Here is a 22,903-nt window from a genome sequence, read left to right on the forward strand (position 1 = left end):
TAAGGCCTATGAGATGGCGGGAGCGTGACGCAATCATTCATTGCGCACAACTGTTCACCGCCACACGGCCCGTTTTTGACCGAGATTGCCCTCCCGATGATTGCCCAGCTGTCGCCTTCCACCACGCTGAACACCGACTACCAACAGTTTCTCAAAGCCGTTGAAACCGGCGGTTTTCGCGGCGAAATCAGTGCCGACTACGCCAGCCGCGTGGTGCTGGCTACCGACAACTCGATCTATCAGCGCTTGCCGCAAGCGGCGGTGTTCCCGCGCGACGCCGACGACGTGGCGCTACTGGCGCGCCTGATCGCCGAGCCGGCTTACCAGAAAGTGGTAATCACCCCTCGCGGCGGTGGCACCGGCACCAACGGCCAGTCGTTGACCGACGGCATCGTCGTCGACCTGTCGCGGCACATGAACCGCATCCTCGAAATCAACGTTGAACAGCGTTGGGTACGGGTGCAGGCCGGTGTGGTGAAGGATCAACTCAACGCCGCCCTGAAATCCGCCGGGCTGTTTTTCGCCCCGGAACTGTCGACCTCGAACCGTGCCACCATCGGCGGCATGATCAACACCGACGCCAGCGGCCAGGGCAGCTGCACTTACGGCAAGACCCGCGACCACGTGCTGGAGTTGCACATGGTCCTGCGCGGTGGCGAGCGTTTGCACGGCCGCCCGCTGGAAGAAAGCGAACTGGCAGCGGAATGCGCCCGCGAGGGCCGGGCCGGTGAGGTGTATCGCTGCGCGCGGCAGATCATCGATGAGCAGGGTGAGTTGATCCGGGAAACTTTCCCCGACCTCAACCGTTGCCTGACCGGCTACGACCTGGCGCACCTGCGCGAGGCCGACAACCGTTTCAACCTCAACAGCGTGCTGTGCGGCGCCGAAGGTTCGCTGGGGTTTGTGGTCGAGGCCAAGCTCAACGTGTTGCCGATCCCCAAGCACACGATGCTGGTGAACATTCGCTACGCCGGCTTCATGGATGCCTTGCGCGATGCCCGGGCGTTGATGGCGCTCAAGCCATTGTCGATCGAAACCGTCGACTCCAAAGTGCTGTTGCTGGCGATGCAGGACATCGTCTGGCACGGCGTCGCCGAATACTTTCCGGAAAGCGCCGAGCGGCCGACGCTGGGGATCAACCTGGTAGAGTTCTGCGGCGACGATCCCGAGGAGCTGCAAGGTCGGGTCGAGGCCTTCGTCCAACACCTGGGCAACGACGCCACAGTCGAGCGCCTGGGCCATACGCTGGCCGTCGGGCATGCGGCGGTGAATCGCGTTTATGGCATGCGCAAACGCGCGGTGGGTTTGCTCGGCAACGTCGCCGGTGAAGCGCGGCCACAGCCGTTTGTCGAAGATACTGCCGTGCCACCGCAGCACCTGGCCGAGTACATCGCCGAACTGCGCGACCTGCTCGACAGTCACCAACTGCAATACGGCATGTTCGGCCACGTCGATGCCGGCGTGTTGCACGTGCGGCCGATTCTCGACATGAAAGACCCACAGCTAGCCGCACTGGTGCGTCCCGTTTCGGACGGCGTCGCCGCGCTGACCCAGCGTTACGGCGGCCTGCTGTGGGGCGAACACGGCAAGGGTCTGCGCTCGGAATATGCGCCGGCCTTCTTCGGCGAACTGTACCCGGCGCTGCAAGCCTTGAAGGCGGCGTTCGATCCGTTCAACCAGTTCAACCCCGGCAAGATCGCCACGCCGAACATTCCCGGCGCGGCATTGCTGAAGATCGACGAAGTGACCCTGCGCGGCGAACTCGATCGGCAGATCGACGAAAAAGTCTGGCAGGACTATGGCGCGGCCATGCACTGCAACGGCAACGGCGCCTGCTACAACTTCGATCCCGACGATGCGATGTGCCCGTCGTGGAAAGCCACCCGCCAGCGTGCGCAATCGCCAAAAGGCCGCGCCTCGCTGATTCGCGAATGGCTGCGGTTGCAGGGCGAGGCGGGGGTTGATGTGTTGGCCGATGCCAGTCGCCGTCCACCGTTTTTCAGCACGTTGTTGCAGCGCTGGCGTAACAGCCGTGCGCAGGAACAGGACTTCTCCCACGAGGTGTACGACGCCATGGCCGGCTGCCTGGCGTGCAAGTCCTGCGCGGGGCAGTGCCCGGTGAAAGTCAACGTGCCGGACTTCCGCTCGCGGTTTCTCGAGCTGTATCACACCCGTTATCTGCGGCCGGCGCGGGATTATCTGATCGCCTCGCTGGAGTACACGATTCCGTACATGGCGCGGATTCCGTTGCTCTACAACGGCGTGATGGGCGCCTCGTTCAGCCGTCGCTTGATCGAGCGCTTGGGCGGGATGGTCGATGTGCCGTTGCTCAGCCGTTTTGATTTCCACGCGGCGATGCGTCGCTGGCAGGTTCAGCCGGCGTCAGTCGAGGCATTGTCGGCGCTGACTGCAGCCCAGCGCGAACGCAGTGTGGTGCTGGTGCAGGATGCCTTCACCCGGTATTTCGAGGCGCCATTGTTTGCGGATCTGATCGAGCTGATTTCGCGACTGGGCTATCAGGTTTATCTGGCACCGTTCAGTGCCAACGGCAAGCCGCTGCATGTGCAGGGTTTCCTGTCGGCGTTCAATCGCGCGGCGCTGCGCAATGCCGGGCAATTGCGCGCACTGGCCGAGATCGGCGTGCCGTTGGTGGGGCTCGACCCGGCCATGACCCTGGTCTACCGCCAGGAATATCTGAAAGTCCCGGGGATGGAGCAATGCCCGGAGGTGGCGTTGGTGCAGGAGTGGCTGCTCAAGGTCATGCCGGAGCAAGTCGGTAAGCACCGCGACGACAGCTTCCGCCTGCTGGCGCACTGCACCGAAAAAACCAACGCCCCGGCCGCCACTCGGCAGTGGGAGCAGGTGTTCGAGCGCGTCGGCCTGAAGCTCGCGACCCAGGCCACCGGGTGCTGTGGGATGTCCGGTACTTACGGACACGAAGCGCGCAATCGCGAGACCTCGGCGGTGATCTACGAGCAATCCTGGGCGAAGCAGATCGAGGCGCCGGTGGAGAAGGGCGAGGCGCTGGCCACCGGGTATTCCTGCCGCAGTCAGGTCAAGCGCCAGGCCGATCGACAGTTGCGCCATCCGTTGCAGGTCGTGCTGGAAATCCTGCGTACAGCGTAATCGCTGTTTGAGAACCGCTAGCGATTGGATCGGTTTTTCATGTTATAAGGTAACGCAAATTATGTGGCCGCTTTCGGGCGGTCGCATCGATCAACCTTTCGATTGCGATACCTCCATGACGATTGCGGTTCCCCGTTCTGCCCCCTCGGCGACTGGCCGGTTGCTGTCCATTGATGCGCTGCGTGGCCTGGTGATTCTGTTCATGTTGCTGGACCACGTGCGCGAAACCTTTCTGCTGCATCGTCAGGTCTCCGACCCGATGGACATCGCCAGCACGGAACCGGCGCTGTTCTTCAGCCGTACCCTGGCGCATCTGTGCGCGCCGGTGTTCGTGCTGCTGACCGGGTTGTCGGCGTGGCTGTTCGGCGAGAAGTACGACGGCAAGGCTGACGTCAGTGCCTTCCTGTTCAAGCGCGGACTGTTTCTGGTCGCGCTCGAATTCACTCTGGTGAATTTCGCCTGGACGTTCCAGTTGCCACCGACCGTGATCTACCTGCAAGTGATCTGGGCGATCGGCCTGAGCATGATCGCGTTGTCGCTGCTGGTCTGGCTGCCACGCTGGCTGTTGTTGACGCTGAGCCTGACGATCATCGCCGGGCACAACCTGCTCGACGGACTGCACTTCGCAACCGAGTCAGCGCTGCACGTGCCGTGGGCAATCCTGCATGACCGCGGCTGGATCGAGGCGGGCGAGACCTTGCGCCTGCGCACCTCGTACCCGTTGCTGCCGTGGATCGGCGTGATCGGGCTGGGTTACGCGCTGGGGCCGTGGTTCGCTCGCGCAGCCGATGCCGGCGTGCGCCAGCGCCGTTTATTGATCGGTGGTGTCGCCGGGCTGCTGGGCTTTGTGGCACTGCGGCTGGTCAACGGTTATGGCGAGAAACCGTGGTCGATCAGTGACAACAGCCTGCAAACCCTGATGAGTTTTTTCAACATCACCAAATACCCGCCGTCGCTGTTGTTCATCACGTTGACGGTGAGTGTCGGGCTACTGCTGTTGCTGGTATTCGAACGCGCGCAGGATCGACGCTGGATTCGCTGGCTGACGGTGTTCGGCTCGGCGCCGATGTTTTTCTACCTGCTGCACCTGTATGCGCTGAAGGTGTTGTACCTGATTGGCGTGGCGTTGTTCGGGCTCAATCAGGGCACCTATTTCGGTTTCTCGTCGGTGACGGCGGTTTGGCTGGCGGCGATGGTGCTGGCGGCCGCTTTGTTCCCGGCCGTGCGCTGGTTTTCGGCACTGAAGGCCCGACGCCGTGACATTGCCTGGTTGAAGTATTTGTAAAGCGGCTTAGCCCGTTTTGCCTTCGCGGGCATTGCGGGCGAAATCGATAAACGCCTTGAGCGGTGCCGGCACGTGGCGCCGACTCGGGTAATACAGATGCAGCCCGGGATAGTACGGGCACCAGTCCGCCAGCACCTGTACCAGCCGCCCGCTCGCCAGATGTTCCCGGGCCATGTCCTCGAACACATAGGCCAGGCCCAAGCCCTGCAATGCCGGGCCGATCATCAGGCTGACATCGCCCAGCGTCAGCGGGCCGTTGATCTCGATTTCCTGTTCTATACCACCCCGTTCGAATTCCCAGCGGTACATCGAACCGCTCGGGAACCGATGTCGGATGCAGGGAAGGGCATGCAAATCTTCAGGTTTCTGTGGCGCGGGATGTCGTTCGAAAAAGCCGGGTGCGCCGACCACCACTGAACGCAGATTCGGTCCGATGGGCATCGACACCATGTCAGCTTCCAGCCGATTGCCGAAGCGTACACCTGCATCGAATCCGGAGGCGACGATATCCAGCAGCGCATCGCTTTCGACCACTTCCAGACGGATGTCCGGGTAAATCTTCAGAAACTCGCTGGCTATAGGCAGCAGCACCAGTTCACACGCCTGGCGCCCAGAGGTAATGCGCAGATTGCCCGAAGGTTTGTCGCGAAAGTGATTAAGGTCTTCGAGGGCGTCGTCGATGTCGCGAAACGCCGGTTTCAGCCGCGCATACAGCCGTTCGCCCGCCTCGGTCAGGGCCACGCTGCGGGTGGTTCGATTAAACAGCCTCACGCCGAGGCGATTCTCCAGCGCTCGCAATGAATGGCTCAGGGCCGAAGGCGTCAGGCCCAGATCCACCGCCGCACGGCTGAAATTCAGGTGCTGGGCGATGCAGAGAAAGATCGGCAGATCCGCCGTGGACGGGGTTTTCATTTGTGAGCGCCTTTCACAAAGTCATGCAAATTTGTTGGGATTATCACATCAGTAGCACGGCTTTAAAGTCGACTCAACTCATCAAGAAGGCCCCGGCAATCTCGCCAGGGTCACCGACAGGAGGAGTTGATATGCGTACCTGGCTGATTACCGGAGCTTCCCGTGGTTTTGGCACTCTCATCGCCGAACAGGCCCTGCGTGCCGGTGACGCGGTGATTGCCACCGCCCGCAACCCGCAAGACATCACCGACCGCCTCGGCGATCACCCGAACCTGCTGGCGGTGCGCCTGGATGTCACCCGCGAAGAGGAAGCCCACCAAGCGGTGGCAGAAGGCATCAAGCGCTTCGGTCGCATCGACGTGCTGATCAACAATGCCGGCTTCGGCGTGTTGGGCGCCGTCGAAGAAACCAGCGCCAGCGAAACCGAGCGCCTGTTCGCCACCAACGTGTTCGGTCTGCTCAACGTCACCCGCGCCGTGCTGCCGCACATGCGCGCCCAGCGCAGTGGACGGGTCATCAATATCTCGTCGATTGGCGGTTATCAGGCCTACGTGGGCTGGGGTGTCTACGGCTCGACCAAGTTCGCAGTGGAAGGAATCAGCGAAGCGCTGCATCAGGAACTGGCGCCGCTGGGCATTCATGCCACGGTGGTCGAACCGGGCTTCTTCCGCACTGACTTCCTCGACGAACAGTCGCTGGTCAAGACCGCATTGGTGCTGCCGGACTACGACGAAACCGTCGGCAAGATGCGCACCTTTGCCGAAGCGGCCAACCATGCGCAACCGGGCGATCCGCAGAAGTTTGCCGAAGCGATGCTGGCGCTGGTCAACGCACCGAACCCGCCGCAGCGTCTGGCGCTGGGCAGCGACACGGTTGCACGAATCGAGGCGAAGAACCGCTTGGTGGCGCAGGAATTGGCCGAGTGGAATGAGCTGGCGCTGTCCACGGATTTCAAGGACTGACCTAGCCCCTCGTTGAAGCTATCGCAGGCTGCGCTCTATTGATCGCAGCCTGATTTTCTTTTCATTGGATGAAATCATGACAAACGTCTCCCAACACCAAGGCACGCGCGACAAGCTGCTGATCCTCGCGGCCATTTGCCTGTCGGCGCTGGTCCTTCCGTTAAGTTTTACCGGTGGCGCGGTGGCGACGCCGGCCATCGGCCGTGACCTGGGCGGCAGCCCGGTGGCGCTGACCTGGATCACCAATGCGTTCATGTTGTCGTTCGGCAGTTTGCTGATGGCGGCCGGGGCGCTCGCCGACGTCTATGGACGCAAGCGCCTGTTCACCGGCGGCATGCTGTTGTTCACCGCAGCGTCGATTGCCCAGAGCCTGGCGCCCTCGGTGTTCTGGCTCGACGTATTGCGAGCGATTCAGGGGGTGGCCGGGGCTGCCGCGTTGGCCAGTGGTTCAGCGGCGTTGGCGCAGGAATTCGAAGGCCATGCGCGCACCCGTGCGTACAGCATGCTCGGCACCACGTTTGGCATCGGTCTCGCGTTCGGACCACTGGTGGCCGGGGCGCTGATCGAGGCTTTCAACTGGCGCGCGATCTTTGTGTTCACCGCGCTGATCGGTGTAATCGCGATGGTCTTCGGTCTGCCGCGCATGCGTGAAACCCGCGACCCCGACGCCAGCGGTCTCGACTGGCCGGGCACTGTGACGTTCAGCTCGTTGCTGGCGCTGTTCACGTTCGGTGTGATCCAGGCGCCCGAAAGCGGTTGGGGCAGTCCATTGGTGGTTGGTCTGTTGGGTGCTTCGGCGTTGTTGCTGGCACTGTTCGTCTGCATCGAAATGCGCGTCAAACGTCCAATGCTCGATCTGACGCTGTTCCGCTTTCCGCGCTTCGTCGGCGTGCAGATGCTGCCGATCGGCACCTGCTATTGCTACATCGTGCTGGTGGTCATGCTGCCGCTGCGCTTTATCGGTGTCGAAGGCTTGAGTGAAATCGATGCCGGCCTGCTGTTGCTGGCGCTGTCGGCGCCGATGCTGGTGGTGCCGATGCTGGCGGCGTCCATGACACGGTTTGTCTCGGCCGGCATCCTGTCGGGCGTGGGCTTCCTGATTGCCGCCATGGGGCTGCACTGGCTGAGCCTGTACAACGTCGGCGAGCCGAAATTCGCGCTGGTGGTGCCGATGGTGTTGATCGGGATCGGCGCGGGTCTGCCGTGGGGCTTGATGGATGGACTGTCGGTGAGCGTGGTGCCGAAAGAGCGCGCCGGCATGGCGGCCGGGATTTTCAACACGGTACGGGTGGCGGGTGAAGGGATTGCACTGGCGAGCGTGGCGGCGATTCTTGCCTCGCTGCTGCATACCGATCTGCAGGCTGTGGCCAACGGTGCAGATGCAGCGCTGATTGCCGAGACCGCGCACCGGGTGACCACTGGCGACATGGCCCATGCGATCAACACAGTTCCGGGGTTGGCTAACGAACGGCTGGTGCAGGGTTACGCTTCGGCGTTCCAGTATCTGCTGCACATCCTGACGATCATCACCCTGGTGTCGGCGGCTGTGGTGCTGGGGCTATTAAGCAAAGATCGGACGGAGTCGGAACCCCAACAGGCTGCGGCATAAATGAAGAAGCCCGGAAGCGCAAAACGCTTCCGGGCTTCTTTTCATTGGATCAGCGGCGATCCAGCCACACCGTCTGCGCATTGCAGAACTCGCGCACGCCGAAGTGCGACAGCTCACGGCCGAAACCGCTTTTCTTCACGCCGCCGAAGGTCACGCGCGGGTCGCTGGCGGAGTAGCCGTTGATGAACACGCCGCCGGTTTCCAGTTCGCTGGTCAGTTGCTGAGCCAGGGCGACGTTGGCGGTGTAGATCGTGGCGGTCAGACCGAACTCGCTGTCGTTGGCCAGGGCCACGGCGTGAGCGCAATCGCGGGCGGTGATGATCGAGGCCACCGGGCCGAACAGTTCCTGTTTGAACGAGGTCATGCGGTCGGTGACATCGGCCAGCACGGTCGGCTCGTAGTAATTGCCGGGGCCTTCGGCCTTGCCGCCACCGAGCAGTAGGGTGGCGCCTTCTTCGAGGGTGTCGCGCACTTGTTGATCGAGCTCGTCGCGCAGATCGAAACGGGCCATCGGGCCGATGTAATTGTCGGCGGCCAACGGATCACCCATCTTCAACTGACGGGTGGCTTCGACGAATTTGCGGGTGAACTCTTCGACCACGCCTTCTTCGATGATCAGGCGTTTGGCGGCGGCGCAGACTTGCCCTGAGTTCTGGTAACGACCGATGACGGCTGCTTGCACAGCTTCGTCGATATCGGCGTCATTGAGCACGATGAACGGATCGGAGCCGCCCAGTTCCAGTACACATTTCTTCAGCGCGGCACCGGCCTGTGCGCCGATGGCCATGCCGGCACGGACGCTGCCGGTCAGGGTCACGGCAGCAATGCGCGGATCAGCAATGGCGCTGGACACGCCTTCCGGGGTGACGTTGATCACTTCGAACACGCCATCGGCAAAACCGGCGCGGGTGAAGGCGTCGCGCAACAGATAGGCGCTGCCCATCACGTTCGGCGCATGCTTGAGCACGTAGGTGTTGCCGGCGATCAGCGCCGGGACGGCGCCGCGCAGCACCTGCCAGATCGGGAAGTTCCACGGCATCACGGCGAGGATCGGTCCGAGCGGACGATACTCGATGCGCGCCTTGCCGCCTTCGACCAGCGTCGCTTCGGCGTTGAGCATGGCCGGGCCGTGTTCGGCGTACCACTCGCAGAGTTTGGCGCATTTCTCGATTTCGCCACGGGCCTGGGCGATCGGCTTGCCCATTTCCCGGGTGATCATGGTCGCCATGGCTTCGCTGCTGTCACGCAGAGCACCGGCCAGCGCGGTCAGGGCGCGGGAGCGATCCTGCAGCGGTTTGCGTTTCCACTTGTTGAAGCCGAATGCGGCGCGGGTCAGTGCAGCGTCGAGGGCTTCGGCGGATTCGAACGCGTAGTGACCGATCTGCTCGCCGGTGGCGGGGTTGATCGAGATGGCGTGGGTCTGGCTGGAAATCGGGCTCATGGCATCGTCCTGCGAGGTCAGTGGATGCGTTCAGAGTAGGGTGGCGTTTGGTTTCTGGAAACTGAATAATAAAGAGCGTTTCTTTCACGATTGGAGAATGACTGTGGATCTGGTGCAACTGGAAATCTTCAAGGCCGTTGCCGAGCACGGCAGCATCAGCGCGGCGGCGGCGCAGATCCATCGCGTGCCGTCGAACCTGACGACCCGCATCAAACAGTTGGAGGAAGATCTGGGCGTCGACCTGTTCATCCGTGAGAAAAGCCGCTTGCGCCTGTCGCCGGCCGGCTGGAGTTTTCTCGAGTACGCACGGCGCATTCTTGACCTGGTCCAGGAAGCGCGCGCCACGGTGGCCGGGGAGGAACCGCAAGGCGCGTTCCCGCTGGGCTCGCTGGAAAGTACGGCGGCGGTGCGGATTCCCGGTTTGCTGGCGACCTACAACCAGCAACATCCCAAGGTCGATCTGGACCTGTCGACCGGGCCGTCCGGGACGATGATCGACGGTGTGCTTTCGGGGCGCCTGGCGGCTGCGTTCGTCGACGGCCCGGTCCTGCACCCGGCGCTGGAGGGCATCCCGGCGTTCGAAGAAGAAATGGTCATCATCTCGCCGCTTCACCACGGGCCGATCCAGCGCGCGGCGGACGTGAATGGCGAGAACATCTATGCATTCCGTTCGAACTGCTCCTATCGCCATCACTTCGAAAAATGGTTCAGCACCGACGCTGCCGTGCCCGGCAAGATCTTCGAAATGGAGTCGTATCACGGCATGCTCGCCTGTGTCAGTGCCGGCGCCGGCCTGGCCCTGATGCCACGCAGCATGCTGCAAAGCATGCCCGGCTGCGCGACGGTCAGCGTATGGCCGCTGGCGTCGGATTTCCGCTATCTGACGACGTGGCTGGTATGGCGGCGGGGCACGGTTTCGCGCAGTCTGAGCATGTTTGTGCGCTTGCTGGAAGAGCGCGGTGTGGTGCGCGCAGAAGAGAATTGACACGTTGTGTCATGGTTGTATCTTAGGCGTTCTGTTTCGCAATATAAAAAACTATACAGCGCAAGCGATTAGCCAGAAGGAATCAGCGATGACCACAGCCCTGAGCGGGAAAGAAGCGGTAGGTGAGCGTTTTGTGCTGGAAACCATGCGCCACGCCCAGCAGTTGACCTGGAAGGCCGTGGACGAGATCGCCAAGGTGATCAAACCCGGTATGCGCGAATCTGAAGCCCATGCGCGGGGCAAGGAAATTCTCGTCGAACTGGGCATGGACCGGATCTGGCATCCGCTGCTGATCCGCTTCGGCGCCAACACGCTGAAGACCTTCAAGGAGCGTTCCGACGGCGATCCGGTGCTGGGCGAGAACGACATTTTCTTCATCGACATGGGCGTGGTCTGGGAAGGTCACGAAGGCGATGCCGGGGCGACGTATGTCACCGGTTCCGACCCACAAATGGTCGCTTGCGCGGCGGCCTCCAAAGAACTCTTCGACAAGGTCGAAACCTTCTGGCGCAAGGGCGTGACCGGTGTCGAGCTGTACCGTTACGCCACCGATCAGGCCGAGGCGATGGGCTGGAAACTGAACCTGGACATCAAGGGCCACCGGGTCAGCGATTTCCCTCACGCGATCTATCGCGGCGGCAATCTTGGTGACTTCGATCAGGCGCCGAATGCCGGTGTGTGGATTCTGGAAATCCAGATCGAACACCCCGAGCTTCCGTACGGCGCTTTCTATGAGGACCTGCTTATTTGATTGAACAAGCATGCCCGATTCGGTGATCCGCCGAACCGGGCATTTTTTATTGGCCGTCGATGCTGCGGGGCAGATCGAGTGGATTGGCGTCGCGCAACACCTCCGGCAGTAATGCATCGGGAAAGCCCTGATACGCCACCGGCCGCAAAAAGCGCTCGATCGAGGTCATGCCGACCGAGGTGAAACGGCTGTCCGAGGTGGCCGGGAACGGCCCGCCGTGTACGGTGGCGAAGGTCACTTCCTGCGGATGGGCGAAAGCGTTGACCACGATGCGTCCGGTGCGGCGCTCGAGGATCGGTAGCAGACGCCGGGCCAGATCCAGATCGCGGTCTTCAAGGTGAATGGCTGCGCTCAGTTGACCCTTGAACGAACGGGCGACCGCCAGCAACTCTTCATCATCCCTGACCGTTACCAACAGCGCCGCCGGACCGAACACTTCATGGGCCAGCGCCGGTTCGCTGAGCAGGCCTTGGCCGTCAACTTCCAACAACGCCGAGCGTCCCTCAAACTGACCATCCGCCGGCGCGCCGACCGCCACCAGATTGGCCCCCACGCTTTCCATTGCCACCAGCCCTTTGACGTATGAACCGTGAATCCCCGGCGTCAGCATCGTACGCGCCGACGCTGCACTGACCCGCTTGATCATGGCGCTGCGCAACGCTTGCAGACCTTCGCCCTCGACCGCGATCAGGATCGACGGACACAGACAGGCCTGCCCGACATTCACCAGCATCCGCTCGACAAAGCCATCGCCGATTTCACCGCCACGCGCGGACAGCGCTGCGGGCAGAATGAACGTCGGGTTGACGCTGGTCATTTCGGTGAACACCGGGATCGGATCAGGCCGTAATTGCGCGCGACGATAAAGCGCCATGCCGCCCACCTCTGAACCGGTGAACGTCACCGCTTTAATCAAAGGATGATCGACCAGCGCCTCACCGATGGCATTGCCACCACCGCGCACCATGGAGAAAACCCCTTCGTGCAGACCGTGCATTTGCACCGCTTTACGGATGGCGCGCGCCTGGATTTCCGAGGCACCGGGATGCGCGTTATGCGCCTTGAGAATCACCGTTGCACCGGCCGCGAGTGCCGACGCGGTGTCACCGCCGGCCACTGAATAGGAGATCGGAAAATTGCTTGCTCCGAAGATCGCCACCGGGCCGATGGCGACTTTTTGCAGGCGATGATCCATCCGTGGCCGCGGCTGGCGATCGGGTTGCGCCGGGTCGATCGCCAATTGCAGGAAGCGACCCTTGCGCACCACGTCGGCGAACTGGCGGAACTGGGTGGCGGCCTTGGCGGCTTCGCCCTCCAGTTGTGCCTGGGGCAGGCCGGTTTCCAGTGCGGCGCGGGCGGCCAGCTCCTCACGGACGGCGTCGAGGTTGTCGGCGATGCTTTCCAGAAACGCCGCACGCTCGGCCAGCGAGGTGTGGCTGTAGCTGTCGAAGGCCGCATCAGCGAGGGTTGCCGCCTGATCGATCTGCGACGCACCGCCGAGGGCGAATTCCGGTTCGAGCAATTGGTTGGTTGCCGGGTTCAGCGCCTTCATCGTGCCCTCGGTAGCGGGGACGTCAGCGGCGCCGATCAGCAGGTGGCCGGTCAGAGTCATTTTGCGTCACCTTGCGACTGAAGGTTGGCGATCAGTTCGTCTGTAGTGGTGATGACATGGGCGAACGTCGGACCGTTGAGTTCATGGGCGGCGTGCATCATTTCCTCTTTGAACGCGGCGGTCGCATCCCGTACCAGAGTGACGTGGTAACCGAGTTCCGACGCGTAGCGGGCGGTGGCTTCGATGCAGGTGTTGGCCAGCAGGCCGACAATGATCACGTGGGTGATGCCTTGCTGTTTCAGGCGAAAGTCCAGGTCGGTGTTGGCGAAACCGCTGGAGCCCCAGTGTTCCTGAACCACAATGTCGCCGTCCTTCGGCGCGAAATCCGGGTGCCATTCACCGCCCCATTCGCCGCGCGCGAAGTGGTGCATGTGCATGATCTTTTGTTGGGTCGGGGTGGGGTGATCCCAGTTCTCGTAGTCACCTTTTACCCAGCGGTGATGCGGTACGATGACGACCGGAATCGGCAGGGCCCGCACGGCGCGGTCGAGTTTGCGCAGGTTGTCGAGCAAGCCGTTCTGCTCGGCCATCGGTTTGAGCAGCGGAAAGATCTTGCCGCCGTCGGAGAGAAAATCGTTGTACGGATCGACCAGCAGGTAGGCGGTTCTGTCGAGCGGATAAAGAGGTTTCGACATGACGATGTACTCCGGCAATGAGAGTGATCGATGCTCAGGGCTTGTTCCCGCATCGTGTTGATATGATAATCATAGTAACTGTGTAAGAGGCAAGCCCTGATGGCTGTAAACGATACTCTTCCTGAGACCCTGTGCCCGATTTCCCGGGCCGAGGCGATCGTCGGCGACCGCTGGACGGTGCTGGTTTTGCGCGAATTGTTCATGGGCAGCCATCGCTATGACGAGATCCTGGCGCAGACCGGCGGCACGCCGCAGATGGTCGCCGCCCGTCTGAAAAGCCTGGAGGCGGACGGACTGGTCGAGCGCCGCTTGTACAACGAGCGGCCGAAACGCTACGAGTACCACCTCACCGCAAAGGGTGAGGCGTTTTATCCGGTGGTGATCGCGCTGCGCGCCTGGGGCGAGACCTGGTGTAAATCGCCGGAGGAGGGGCTGGCGGTGAACATGACCCACAAGAACTGCAACCACAGCGCCGGCCTCGGACCGATGTGCGATCACTGCGGTGAAGTGTTGCGCCGTGAGGATCTGATCAGCCAGCCGCAAGAGGCGTACGCCGCCGAACGACAGGCGCGGCGTGAGGCGTTCAAAGCTAAATAGACGGCTCCATCCAAAACAAAAAAAGGCCCTCATTTGCGAGGGCCTTCGCGTGTCAGCGCAAAACGGATGACTTACAGATTGTTCGCCAGTTTTCCGGAAGTCAGCCGCCGACGATAAGCACTGTCACGAGTCGCCAGCCAGAAATACAGCGGCGAGGTCACCAGCAAGCCAACCAGCCACGACAGGTCCGCGCCGTTGATGTGCGCCGACACCGGCCCGACGTACAGCGGCGTGTTCATGAACGGAATCTGCACCGCGATACCGATCGCGTAAGCCAGCAAGGCCTGCGGGTTGTAACGGCCGTAGATGCCGCCGTCGACCTGGAAGATCGAGCCGATGTCGTACTGGCCTTTGTGGATGGCGTAGAAGTCGATCAGGTTGATCGCGGTCCACGGCACCAGTACGACCAACAACACCAGCACCATGTCGACGAAGTGGCCGATGAAGTCTGCCGAGGCGCCGACCGCAGCGAAACAGCAGGCCAGCAGGACGATGATCGAAATCACCGCGCGGCTCTTGGCGGTTGGAATCCAGCGGTAGGCAAAGGTCTGCACCAGGGTGATCAGCGACAGCACCGCGCCGTACAGGTTGAGGGCGTTGTGGCTGATGACGCTGAGCAGAAACAGCACCAGCATCAGCGGGCCGATGGCGCCGGTGGCGAGTTTCACCGCGTCCATGGTGTCCATACCCACCGGGGTTGCCAGCACGGCGACGGCGCCGAATACGAACGACAGGCTCGAGCCCAGCGCCGATCCCAGATAGGTTGTCCAGAAGGTCGCTGCCACCGGCACATTCGCCGGCAGGTAACGCGAGTAGTCCGAGACGTACGGCGCAAACGCGATCTGCCACAGCGCTGCCAGCGACACAGTTGCCAGCCAGCCCGAGAGGTTGAAGCTGCCGCGTGTGAGGAAATCATCGGTCTGGATGTGGGTGAGGATGTAGCCGAAGCCGACCACGATGCCGATCCCCAAGACCCAGGTGCCGATGCGGTTGAGCACGTGGATGAAGCGGTACCCGATGATCCCGATGATCCCCGAACCCAGCGCGCCGATGACGATGCCGACCGGCACCGGAACGCTGTCGACCAATCCATGCAGGGACTTGCCGGCGAGCACGATGTTGGAGGCGAAGAAGCCGATGTACATGACGCCGGCGATCAACACCACCAGCAGTGCGCCGAGGGAGCCGAATTGTGCGCGGCTCTGGATCATCTGCGGAATGCCCATCTGCGGGCCCTGCGCCGAGTGCAGCGCCATCAGCACACCGCCGACCAGATGGCCAACCAGAATGGCGACGATGCCCCACACCAGATTCAGGTGAAACAGCTGCACGCCGAGGGCGCCGGTGACGATGGGCAACGGCGCGATATTGCCGCCGAACCAGAGGGTGAACAGATCCCGAACCTTTCCGTGGCGATCTTCGGGCGGCACATAGCCGATCGTGTGTTTCTCAATGAGCGGTGCGGACGTTGTTGCAGAGGTGGCCATGACGAACTCCAAGGCAAGGACGAGTACGTGGACGTACTTCAGTGAGCGCCGGCACGGACGGCGCATTTCTTGTTGGGGTTGATCATGGGCAAGGAAAGGGGAGAGATAAATTAGTAGTTTTGTTGCTTCAGGCGTTAAAAAAACGAGGCTCTCCGGTCAGCTGAAAGCGCTCTGTCTCGGGTGTTTCAGCACCATGAACGACAACGCAGCTGACCTCCATCGGAGCAGCTGTCTGTCGGTGTTATTGCGGCTCGGATGCAGACCTGAATCCAGCAGCCAGGCCGTTTTTTCAGAGGCGGATCGACGCCAGCATCCGTTGCAGCATCGCATCGCAGGCCGTGAGCTGATCGATGCTGACGAACTCGTCCGGCTTGTGCCCCTGATCCATGCTGCCGGGACCGCACACCACCGTGGGAATCCCCACTGCGTCGAACAAGCCGCCTTCGGTCCCAAACGCAACAGTGCCGAAATCGTCCGAACCGCAGAACGTGGCGATCAATTGCGCAGCCTGGCTTCGGGCATCGGTGGCCAGCCCCGGATAGGCCGACAATTCACTGAAACGGATATCGCTCTGCTCGCTGACCGCCCGCATGCGCGGTAGCATTTGCTGCTCGGCGTAGGCCTTGAGTTGCCGCGCAACGACCGCCGGATCCTGCGAGGGCAGGGCGCGGATTTCGAAGTCGAAACGGCAATCGGCGGGGACGATGTTCAACGCCTTGCCACCGCCGATTACGCCGGTTTGCACCGTGGAATACGGCGGGTCGAAACGCGGATCGACGTGTTCGTCCTTGAGCTGCCGGCCGATACGTCCGAGCTCGCCGATCAGCTCGGCGGCGCATTCGATGGCGTTCACTCCGAGCGGCGCGTAAGCCGAGTGACAGGCGTGACCCTGGACATCGCAGCGCATCGCCAGTTTGCCTTTGTGCCCGAGTACCGGTTTGAGCTCGGTCGGCTCGCCGATGATGCACAGCAGCGGTTTGACCGGACGTTGCTCCAGCACCTTGAGCAGCGAGCGCACACCGAGGCAGCCGACTTCTTCGTCGTACGACAGGGCAATGTGCACCGGCAGGCGCAGCGGTGCTTCGATCAACGACGGCACCAGCGCCAGCACGCAGGCGATGTAGCCTTTCATGTCTGCGGTGCCACGACCGTAAAGCTTGCCGTCGCGCTCGCTGAGTTCGAACGGCGGCAGCGTCCACGGCTGGCCATCGGCGGGCACCACATCGGTGTGCCCCGACAACACGATGCCCGGTTGATCGGCCGGGCCGATCGTGGCGAACAGATTGGCCTTGCTGCGCTCATCGTTGTAGATCAACTCGCACGGCACATCGAAACCTTCGAGGTAGCTGCGCACGAAGTCGATCAATTGCAGGTTGGACTCGCGGCTGGTGGTGTCGAACTCCACCAGCGTCTTGAGCAACGCGACGCTGTCGCTCATCGGTCGTCTCCGGCAACTCCGTAGCCCGGCGCCTTGGCCGGATCGAGGGCGCGGTCGATGTAGTCCTGAAGCTGCGGGCAATAGGCGTCCCAGAGTTTTTGCAATTGGCCGATCGGGTCTGCATCGGCCCAGTCCACCCGCAGGTTGACGATGGGCCAGGTCAGTTCACCCACCACGACCACCGCTGCCGAATGCACCGGACCTGCTTCACCACCCAGGGCCTGGGCGGCGTGCAGGGCGTTGATCAGGCGATCGGCCAACTGGCCTTCGCCTTCTTCGAACGCGCTGACCATGGCTTCGATCACCGAGCGCCCGGCGAGCATGTTGCCGGCTGCCACGCATTGCTCGCCGGATACGGCGTTGTGCACGCCGAGGGTCTGCGCGCCGCTGAAATGCGCGGTCTGGCCGAGGTGATTGATCGCCGTGATCTGCCGGTACTGACTGTAGCCGTTGCGGGTCAGCACCTTGTCCAGTGCAGCCTCGGGTGCCAGGCCTTGCTCCATCAAAGCGAGCACTTCCGGACCGAGCGACGGCAGGGTGATGTTCTGGCTCGACACCGCGCCAACACCCGGCAACAACCAAGGGCAGCGGGCGCCGACGGCGATGCTGGAGGAACTGATGGCGATGCCGAACTGGCCGGTTTCGGGGCAACGGGCGGCGATGGAAAATGTCATGTGTGGCCTCCTTTCGCTAAGGTCGAATTACTCGGGAATCACCGCAACCACATCAATCTCCATCAGCCACTGCGGCTGACCCAGGGCCGACACCACCAGCCCGGTGGAAATCGGGAACACGCCCTTCAGCCATTTGCCGACTTCCTGGTACACCGGCTCGCGGTAGCGTGGGTCGATCAGGTAAGTGGTGGTCTTGACGATGTGGCTGAGGTCGCTGCCGGCTTCTTCGAGCAGTTGCTTGACGTTGCGCATGGCCTGTTCGGTCTGCGCGCGCGGGTCGCCGAGGCCGACCAGTTCACCGTCGAAATTGGTGCCGACCTGACCACGGACATACACGGTATTGCCGGCGCGCACCGCCTGGCACAGGTCGTTGTCCAGGGTCTGGTTCGGGTAGGTGTCCTTGGTGTTGAACATGCGGATGCGGGTGTGGGTTGGCTGACTCATGTGCGGCTCCTGACGAAATCGGGCCCGGCGCGATGGGCGCCGGGATTGAAGAGGGAAATCAAGCGTCGACGGTGTCGACAGCGTGGTTGTGCAGCGCGGCTTCGCGTTGTTCGGCATCGCGATAGGCCAGGTATTTGCGCTGGGTGGCGATGTGATCGGCCACGTGTTTGGCGTCGTGCCACACGCCCCAGATGAACGACGAGCCGCGTCGCGATTGCCACGGCAAGCCGAGGAAATACACGCCCGATTCACTGGACACACCGCGCTGATGTTGCGGCTTGCCGTTGTCGTCGAAAGCGGCGACTTTCAGCCACGAATAGTCCACGGCAAACCCGGTGGCCCAGATGATCGAGGTGATACCGGCGGCGGCCAGATCGAGATCGGCCAGCGGGTTTTTCACGCATTCAGGGTCCGGATACGTTTCGCGGGCTTCCGGTTCCAGCGGCAGATCGAGGCCGTTGCGTTCGATGTAGGCGTCGGCGGCATCCAGCAGTGCGAGGTAGTTCTCGTCGCCACGCTTGAGGTTGTCGCGCAGGTCCTGTTTGAAGGTCACCACGCCGTTGCTGAACGATTCGGTGACGCCGACCAGGGTCATGCCGCGATGGGCCAGGCCACGGAAGTCGATGGTGCGGCCACCGTGGGCGCCGCTGACGGCGATGGTCACGTGCTCGCGGCCGGGTTTCATAGCAGCTTGATCCCACTCGCCGAGCACGCCCAGCCACCAGCAGAAATCACGGTTGCGGTAAGCGCGGGGAGGGCGGTCGTGGGCGCCGACCGAGAGGTAAACCTGCTTGCCCGAGCGCTGCAATTCATCGGCGATCTGTACGCCCGACGAACCGGCGCCGACCACCAGCACTGCGCCGGCCGGCAGTTGCTGCGGGTTGCGATAGTCGGCCGAGTGAATCTGCAGCAGGCGCTCATCTTTCGGCGCAATCGGCGGGATCACCGGACGCTGGAACGGGCCGGTGGCGGCGACGACGCGGGCCGCTTCGATCACGCCCTCGGAGGTATCGACGGTGAAGCCCGGACGCCCGACATTGCGCACCACGCTTTTGACATCGACGCCGGTGCGGATCGGCGCGTTGAATTTCTTCGCATAGGCTTCGAAGTAATCGGCAACGCGTTCCTTGTGGGCGAAACCGTCCGGATCGACATCATCGAATTCCATCCCCGGAAAGCGGTCGTGCCACGCCGGACCGTTGGCCACCAGCGAATCCCAGCGCCCGGTGCGCCAGCGTTCGGCAATGCGGCTGCGCTCCAGCACCAGGTGCGGCACCCCGAGTTTGCTCAGGTGTTCACTCATGGCCACACCCGCTTGACCGGCGCCGACAACAAGCGTGTCTGTTTTTATTATTTCAGTGGTCATCTCTGATCCCTTCTCACGAGGCCGTTGGATTCAGGTCGCTGTCGACCTGTTCTCTGTGCTTGGGATCAGACTAGGGAGGGGGTGGTTATCGGTAAAATATTATTAAGCTGGCATGTGAAGATAAAAACGTGATGCAGAGGCCTGAAAGCCCCGTAAACACGGGGCTTCGCCCTGGCACTGAAAACCGGGACAACAAAAAAAAGGACCGCCGACAGGGTTGTCGACGGCCCTTTTCAAGGCGCGTTCAGATCAGCAGGACTCAGCGATCAAGAAACGCCAGCAGGTCTTCATTCAATTGCTGCGCATGGGTCACCGCAAAGCCGTGCGGCGCGCCTGCGTAGACTTTCAGCTCAGCGCCCTTGATTTGCGCAGCCGCTTGTTTGCCGGTGGTTTCAAACGGGACGATCTGATCGCCATCGCCGTGAATCACCAGGGTCGGCACATCGATTTTCGCCATGTCCGGGCGGAAGTCGGTTTCCGAGAAGGCAGTGACACAATCCACGGTGCCTTTGAGCGAGGCCAACAGCGCGATGTTCAGGGTTTGGGTCAGCACGCCGTCGGAGACTTTCTGGCCCTGGTTGGTGCCGTAGAACGGAGCGTTGAAGTCAACGATGAACTGCGCGCGGTCCTTCAGCAGACCAGCCTTGATACCGTCGAACACCGACTTGTCGACGCCCTCAGCAAAGTCCGGCTTCTTGCCGAACAGCGGCGTCACCGCGCCCAACAACACCAGCCCGGCAACGCGTTCGTTGCCGTGGCGCGCAATGTAGCGGCTGACATCGCCGCCGCCCATGGAGAAGCCGACCAGGGTCACGTCGCGCAGATCCAGGTGTTCGATCAGTTGCGCGATGTCATCGGCGAAGGTGTCGTAGTCGTAGCCGGTCCACGGCTGCTCGGAGCGGCCGAAACCACGACGGTCGAAGGCGATGGTGCGGTAGCCGCGGCTGCTCAGGTATTCCATCTGGTATTCCCACATATCGGCATCCAGCGGCCAGCCGTGGCTGAACAGCACGGGCTTGCCGCTGCCCCAGTCCTTGAAATAGATCTCGGTGCCGTCTTGGGTCTTGAACGTGCTCATGAAAACTCCTTATGTCGGGGCGTGTGTGGTTGCCGGGATGGCATCGCTGACTATCGCGGTTAAGGGTCTGGTCTACTTGTACGCAGGTGCTAAGTTTCGCCAGCCGATCAGCGTAGACGCTCGCGGGCGCCAGAGTTGTAAGATGCAACCACGATTTGATGACCGTTTTGCTGGAGAGCGCTGAATGAAACGCAAAAGCCTTGCGGGCAATGCCTGCCCGATCGCCCGGACACTCGACCTGATCGGCGACTGGTGGTCGCTGCTGATCATCCGCGACGCGCTGGAAGGCATCAGTCGTTTCAGCGATTTCGAGAAGAGCCTGGAAATCGCCAAGAACATGTTAAGCACCCGGCTCAAAGGGCTGGTGGAGCGTGACATCCTGCGGCTGGTGCCGGCGTCCGATGGCAGCGCTTACAAGGAGTACGTGCTGACTGAAAAGGGCCGGGCGTTGCAAACCGTGATTGTTGCGTTGTCGCAGTGGGGCGGGGAGTACATGTTCGAGCCGGGCGAGGCGGGGTCGGTGATGGTCGATGCGCAGAAGCGAAAGCCGATCAGGAAGCTGGAGCTGCTGTCGGCCGATGGACGCCAGTTGGCGCCGGAAGATATCGCGACAACCTCGACTGCGTACTGACACCTGCGTCAGACGAAAAAAAAGCGCCCCGACGTTCTGTTCGGGGCGCTGTGCATTCAGGGGCGCTTGGCGTATTTAACGAAACGCCGGCACCACATGCTTGATAAACAGCTCCAGCGATTTCTTCTTCTCCGCATGCGGCAAGCTGTTGTCGCACCAGAAGCTGAACTCATCCACCCCCAGTTCCTGGTAGTACTTGATCCGCGGAATGATCTCTTCCGGTGTGCCGATCATCGCGGTCTTGTGCAGGCTCTCCAGCTCAAACTCCGGACGCCCGGCAAACTTCTCTTCCGGGCTCGGTGCCAGGAAGCCGTTCACTGGCACCTCCTTGTTGCCGAACCAGGCATCGAACGTGCGATAGAAACGGGAGATGGCTTTGGCGCCCACCTTCCAGCCTTCCGGGTCATCCGCCGAGTGCACGTGGGTATGACGCAGCACCATCAATTGCGGACGCGGTACATCCGGATTGTTGTCCAGCGCAGTCTGGAACTTGTTCTTCAGGTCGAGAACTTCTTCGTCGCCCTTCATCAGCGGCGTGACCATCACGTTGCAGCCGTTGGCCACGGCGAAGTTGTGCGAGTCCGGGTCGCGGGCGGCGATCCACATCGGCGGGTTTGGCTTCTGGATCGGTTTCGGCACGCTGGTGGAGGTGGGGAATTTCCAGATCTCGCCGTTGTGGGCGTAGTCGCCTTGCCACAGCGCGCGGACCACCGGGACCATTTCCCGTAGCGCCTGACCGCCGCTGGAGGCGGGCATGCCGCCGGCCATGCGATCGAATTCCACTTGATAGGCACCACGCGCCAGACCGACTTCCATCCGGCCGTTGCTGATCACGTCGAGCAAGGCGCATTCACCGGCGACCCGCAGCGGGTGCCAGAACGGCGCGATGATAGTGCCGGCGCCCAGGTGAATGGTGGTGGTCCTGGCCGCGAGGTAGGCCAGCAGCGGCATCGGGCTCGGCGAGATGGTGTATTCCATCGCGTGGTGTTCGCCGATCCACACGGTGCTGAAACCGCCGGCCTCGGCCATCAACGTCAGTTCGGTCAGCTCTTCGAACAGTTGACGGTGGCTGACGCTTTCGTCCCAGCGTTCCATGTGTACGAACAGGGAAAATTTCATGACGCTACCTCAAATCTCTTGTGGTCGGCCGGTCGCTTGCCGGCCTGTTTAAGTGCAATCGTGCGGATCAGGCGAAGGCGGGCAGGGCGCCCATCTTGCCGTGGCAGTACACCAGCGGGCCGGCGTCCTGCTGAGGGACGATGAGGTTCTTCACCGCGCCGACCATGATCGCGTGGTCGCCGCCTTCGTATTCGCGCCACAGCTCACATTCGATGATAGCTGTCGCGTTGGCCAGGATCGGATTGCCCAGTTCGCTCAGCGTCCACTCGATGCCCTGCGCCTTGTCCTTGCCTTTGCGGGCGAAGGCATAGGCTTCGCTCTGCTGACCGCCGGACAACACGTGAATGGCAAAGCGTTTGTTCTTGATCAGGACGGGATAGGAGTCGGAACTGTAGTTGGGGCAGAACAGCACCAGGGCGGGGGCCATCGACAGCGAGCTGAAGGCGCTGGCGGTGAGGCCGACGATCTGGCCGTCGTCATCCAGCGTGGTGATGACGGTAACGCCGGACGGGAACGAGCCCATGACTTGTTTGTAGACGGCAGCATCGATCATTGGTCAATCCTCGAGTGCGGTGAAGCGTGTTTTTATGTGTTTATGGGTCTGATGGTATACCGTAATACATCGATTGCAAGCGCTTTTTTGGTGAAACGATAAACGTGGTGTATTCGTCGGAAACTCAACAGTTACGGGCCTTTCGTCTAGCCGTAAGGCCTTGATATCGGAGAGGATGCCGGATCAGTTAACGCCGCA

20 protein-coding genes are annotated in these 22,903 nt (G+C 61.9%); 8 read left to right on the plus strand and 12 right to left on the minus strand.

Annotated elements, in window-relative coordinates; all coding sequences use genetic code 11:
- Nucleotides 1-96: 96 nt before the first annotated feature.
- Nucleotides 97-3,126: a D-2-hydroxyglutarate dehydrogenase YdiJ gene (gene ydiJ, locus JKA62_RS20475; protein ID WP_201819173.1), complete on the plus strand. Its 3,030-nt coding sequence runs from the start codon at nucleotides 97-99 to the stop codon at nucleotides 3,124-3,126.
- A 115-nt stretch (nucleotides 3,127-3,241) separates the two neighbouring features.
- A complete protein-coding gene (locus JKA62_RS20480) occupies nucleotides 3,242-4,411 on the plus strand; it encodes a DUF1624 domain-containing protein (RefSeq protein WP_201819326.1) in 1,170 nt (389 codons plus the stop codon).
- Nucleotides 4,412-4,417: 6 nt separating this feature from the next.
- On the opposite strand, the gene JKA62_RS20485 is transcribed toward JKA62_RS20480, so the two are convergent.
- Complete coding sequence (locus JKA62_RS20485) at nucleotides 4,418-5,323, minus strand: LysR family transcriptional regulator (protein ID WP_201819175.1); 906 nt, start codon at nucleotides 5,321-5,323, stop codon at nucleotides 4,418-4,420.
- A 131-nt stretch (nucleotides 5,324-5,454) separates the two neighbouring features.
- On the opposite strand from JKA62_RS20485, the gene JKA62_RS20490 reads away from it, so the two are divergent.
- The gene (locus JKA62_RS20490; protein ID WP_201819178.1) at nucleotides 5,455-6,285 is read left to right on the plus strand and encodes an oxidoreductase; all 831 of its coding nucleotides are present in this window, start codon (nucleotides 5,455-5,457) and stop codon (nucleotides 6,283-6,285) included.
- Nucleotides 6,286-6,361: 76 nt separating this feature from the next.
- Nucleotides 6,362-7,894 carry an MFS transporter gene (locus JKA62_RS20495; protein WP_201819180.1) on the plus strand — a complete coding sequence of 511 codons (1,533 nt, stop codon included), beginning with the start codon at nucleotides 6,362-6,364 and terminating at the stop codon, nucleotides 7,892-7,894.
- Nucleotides 7,895-7,943: 49 nt separating this feature from the next.
- Here the strand turns inward: JKA62_RS20495 and JKA62_RS20500 are convergent, their stop codons facing one another.
- Nucleotides 7,944-9,335: an aldehyde dehydrogenase family protein gene (locus JKA62_RS20500; protein ID WP_201819182.1), complete on the minus strand. Its 1,392-nt coding sequence runs from the start codon at nucleotides 9,333-9,335 to the stop codon at nucleotides 7,944-7,946.
- Between the two features lie 103 nt (nucleotides 9,336-9,438).
- Between JKA62_RS20500 and ptrR the strand changes: the two genes are divergently transcribed.
- Together ptrR and JKA62_RS20510 are read left to right on the plus strand one after the other, a co-directional pair.
- The gene (gene ptrR / locus JKA62_RS20505; protein WP_007950470.1) at nucleotides 9,439-10,320 is read left to right on the plus strand and encodes a putrescine utilization regulator PtrR; all 882 of its coding nucleotides are present in this window, start codon (nucleotides 9,439-9,441) and stop codon (nucleotides 10,318-10,320) included.
- Between the two features lie 88 nt (nucleotides 10,321-10,408).
- Nucleotides 10,409-11,071 carry a M24 family metallopeptidase gene (locus JKA62_RS20510; RefSeq protein WP_201819183.1) on the plus strand — a complete coding sequence of 221 codons (663 nt, stop codon included), beginning with the start codon at nucleotides 10,409-10,411 and terminating at the stop codon, nucleotides 11,069-11,071.
- Nucleotides 11,072-11,117: 46 nt separating this feature from the next.
- Here the strand turns inward: JKA62_RS20510 and JKA62_RS20515 are convergent, their stop codons facing one another.
- Nucleotides 11,118-12,683, minus strand: a complete 1,566-nt coding sequence (locus JKA62_RS20515) for an aldehyde dehydrogenase (NADP(+)) (RefSeq protein WP_011334649.1) — start codon at nucleotides 12,681-12,683, stop codon at nucleotides 11,118-11,120.
- Complete coding sequence (locus tag JKA62_RS20520) at nucleotides 12,680-13,318, minus strand: isochorismatase family cysteine hydrolase (protein WP_011334648.1); 639 nt, start codon at nucleotides 13,316-13,318, stop codon at nucleotides 12,680-12,682. Before JKA62_RS20520 ends, JKA62_RS20515 begins: the two co-directional genes overlap by 4 nt.
- Before the next feature lie 99 nt (nucleotides 13,319-13,417).
- Here JKA62_RS20520 and JKA62_RS20525 point away from each other — a divergent pair, with 99 nt between their 5' ends.
- Nucleotides 13,418-13,915 (plus strand): winged helix-turn-helix transcriptional regulator, encoded by a 498-nt coding sequence (locus tag JKA62_RS20525; protein WP_011334647.1) that lies wholly within the window; start codon nucleotides 13,418-13,420, stop codon nucleotides 13,913-13,915.
- A gap of 71 nt (nucleotides 13,916-13,986) precedes the next feature.
- Here JKA62_RS20525 and JKA62_RS20530 read toward each other — a convergent pair whose 3' ends face one another.
- The 6 genes from JKA62_RS20530 to JKA62_RS20555 form a co-directional block, all read right to left on the minus strand.
- Complete coding sequence (locus tag JKA62_RS20530) at nucleotides 13,987-15,402, minus strand: purine-cytosine permease family protein (protein ID WP_011334646.1); 1,416 nt, start codon at nucleotides 15,400-15,402, stop codon at nucleotides 13,987-13,989.
- A gap of 289 nt (nucleotides 15,403-15,691) precedes the next feature.
- Nucleotides 15,692-16,840, minus strand: coding sequence for an acetylornithine deacetylase (argE, locus tag JKA62_RS20535; protein WP_011334645.1), 1,149 nt, complete (start codon nucleotides 16,838-16,840; stop codon nucleotides 15,692-15,694).
- Nucleotides 16,837-17,514 (minus strand): DUF1028 domain-containing protein, encoded by a 678-nt coding sequence (locus JKA62_RS20540; protein ID WP_011334644.1) that lies wholly within the window; start codon nucleotides 17,512-17,514, stop codon nucleotides 16,837-16,839. The genes argE and JKA62_RS20540 overlap by 4 nt, the downstream gene beginning before the upstream one ends.
- 27 nt (nucleotides 17,515-17,541) lie before the next feature.
- Complete coding sequence (locus JKA62_RS20545; RefSeq protein ID WP_007950460.1) at nucleotides 17,542-17,958, minus strand: RidA family protein; 417 nt, start codon at nucleotides 17,956-17,958, stop codon at nucleotides 17,542-17,544.
- Between the two features lie 58 nt (nucleotides 17,959-18,016).
- On the minus strand, nucleotides 18,017-19,324 hold the full coding sequence (locus JKA62_RS20550) for a flavin-containing monooxygenase (RefSeq protein WP_011334643.1): 1,308 nt from the start codon (nucleotides 19,322-19,324) through the stop codon (nucleotides 18,017-18,019).
- A gap of 259 nt (nucleotides 19,325-19,583) precedes the next feature.
- Nucleotides 19,584-20,402: an alpha/beta fold hydrolase gene (locus tag JKA62_RS20555; RefSeq protein WP_011334642.1), complete on the minus strand. Its 819-nt coding sequence runs from the start codon at nucleotides 20,400-20,402 to the stop codon at nucleotides 19,584-19,586.
- A 184-nt stretch (nucleotides 20,403-20,586) separates the two neighbouring features.
- Between JKA62_RS20555 and JKA62_RS20560 the strand changes: the two genes are divergently transcribed.
- Nucleotides 20,587-21,033: a winged helix-turn-helix transcriptional regulator gene (locus JKA62_RS20560; protein WP_201819184.1), complete on the plus strand. Its 447-nt coding sequence runs from the start codon at nucleotides 20,587-20,589 to the stop codon at nucleotides 21,031-21,033.
- A gap of 75 nt (nucleotides 21,034-21,108) precedes the next feature.
- On the opposite strand, the gene JKA62_RS20565 is transcribed toward JKA62_RS20560, so the two are convergent.
- Both JKA62_RS20565 and JKA62_RS20570 read right to left on the minus strand, forming a co-directional pair.
- Nucleotides 21,109-22,152: an LLM class flavin-dependent oxidoreductase gene (locus JKA62_RS20565; protein WP_201819185.1), complete on the minus strand. Its 1,044-nt coding sequence runs from the start codon at nucleotides 22,150-22,152 to the stop codon at nucleotides 21,109-21,111.
- 67 nt (nucleotides 22,153-22,219) lie between these two features.
- On the minus strand, nucleotides 22,220-22,705 hold the full coding sequence (locus JKA62_RS20570; protein ID WP_201819186.1) for a flavin reductase family protein: 486 nt from the start codon (nucleotides 22,703-22,705) through the stop codon (nucleotides 22,220-22,222).
- Nucleotides 22,706-22,903: the final 198 nt, after the last annotated feature.

This window comes from Pseudomonas sp. B7, assembly GCF_016735645.1.
GTDB classification, from domain to species: domain Bacteria; phylum Pseudomonadota; class Gammaproteobacteria; order Pseudomonadales; family Pseudomonadaceae; genus Aquipseudomonas; species Aquipseudomonas glycinae.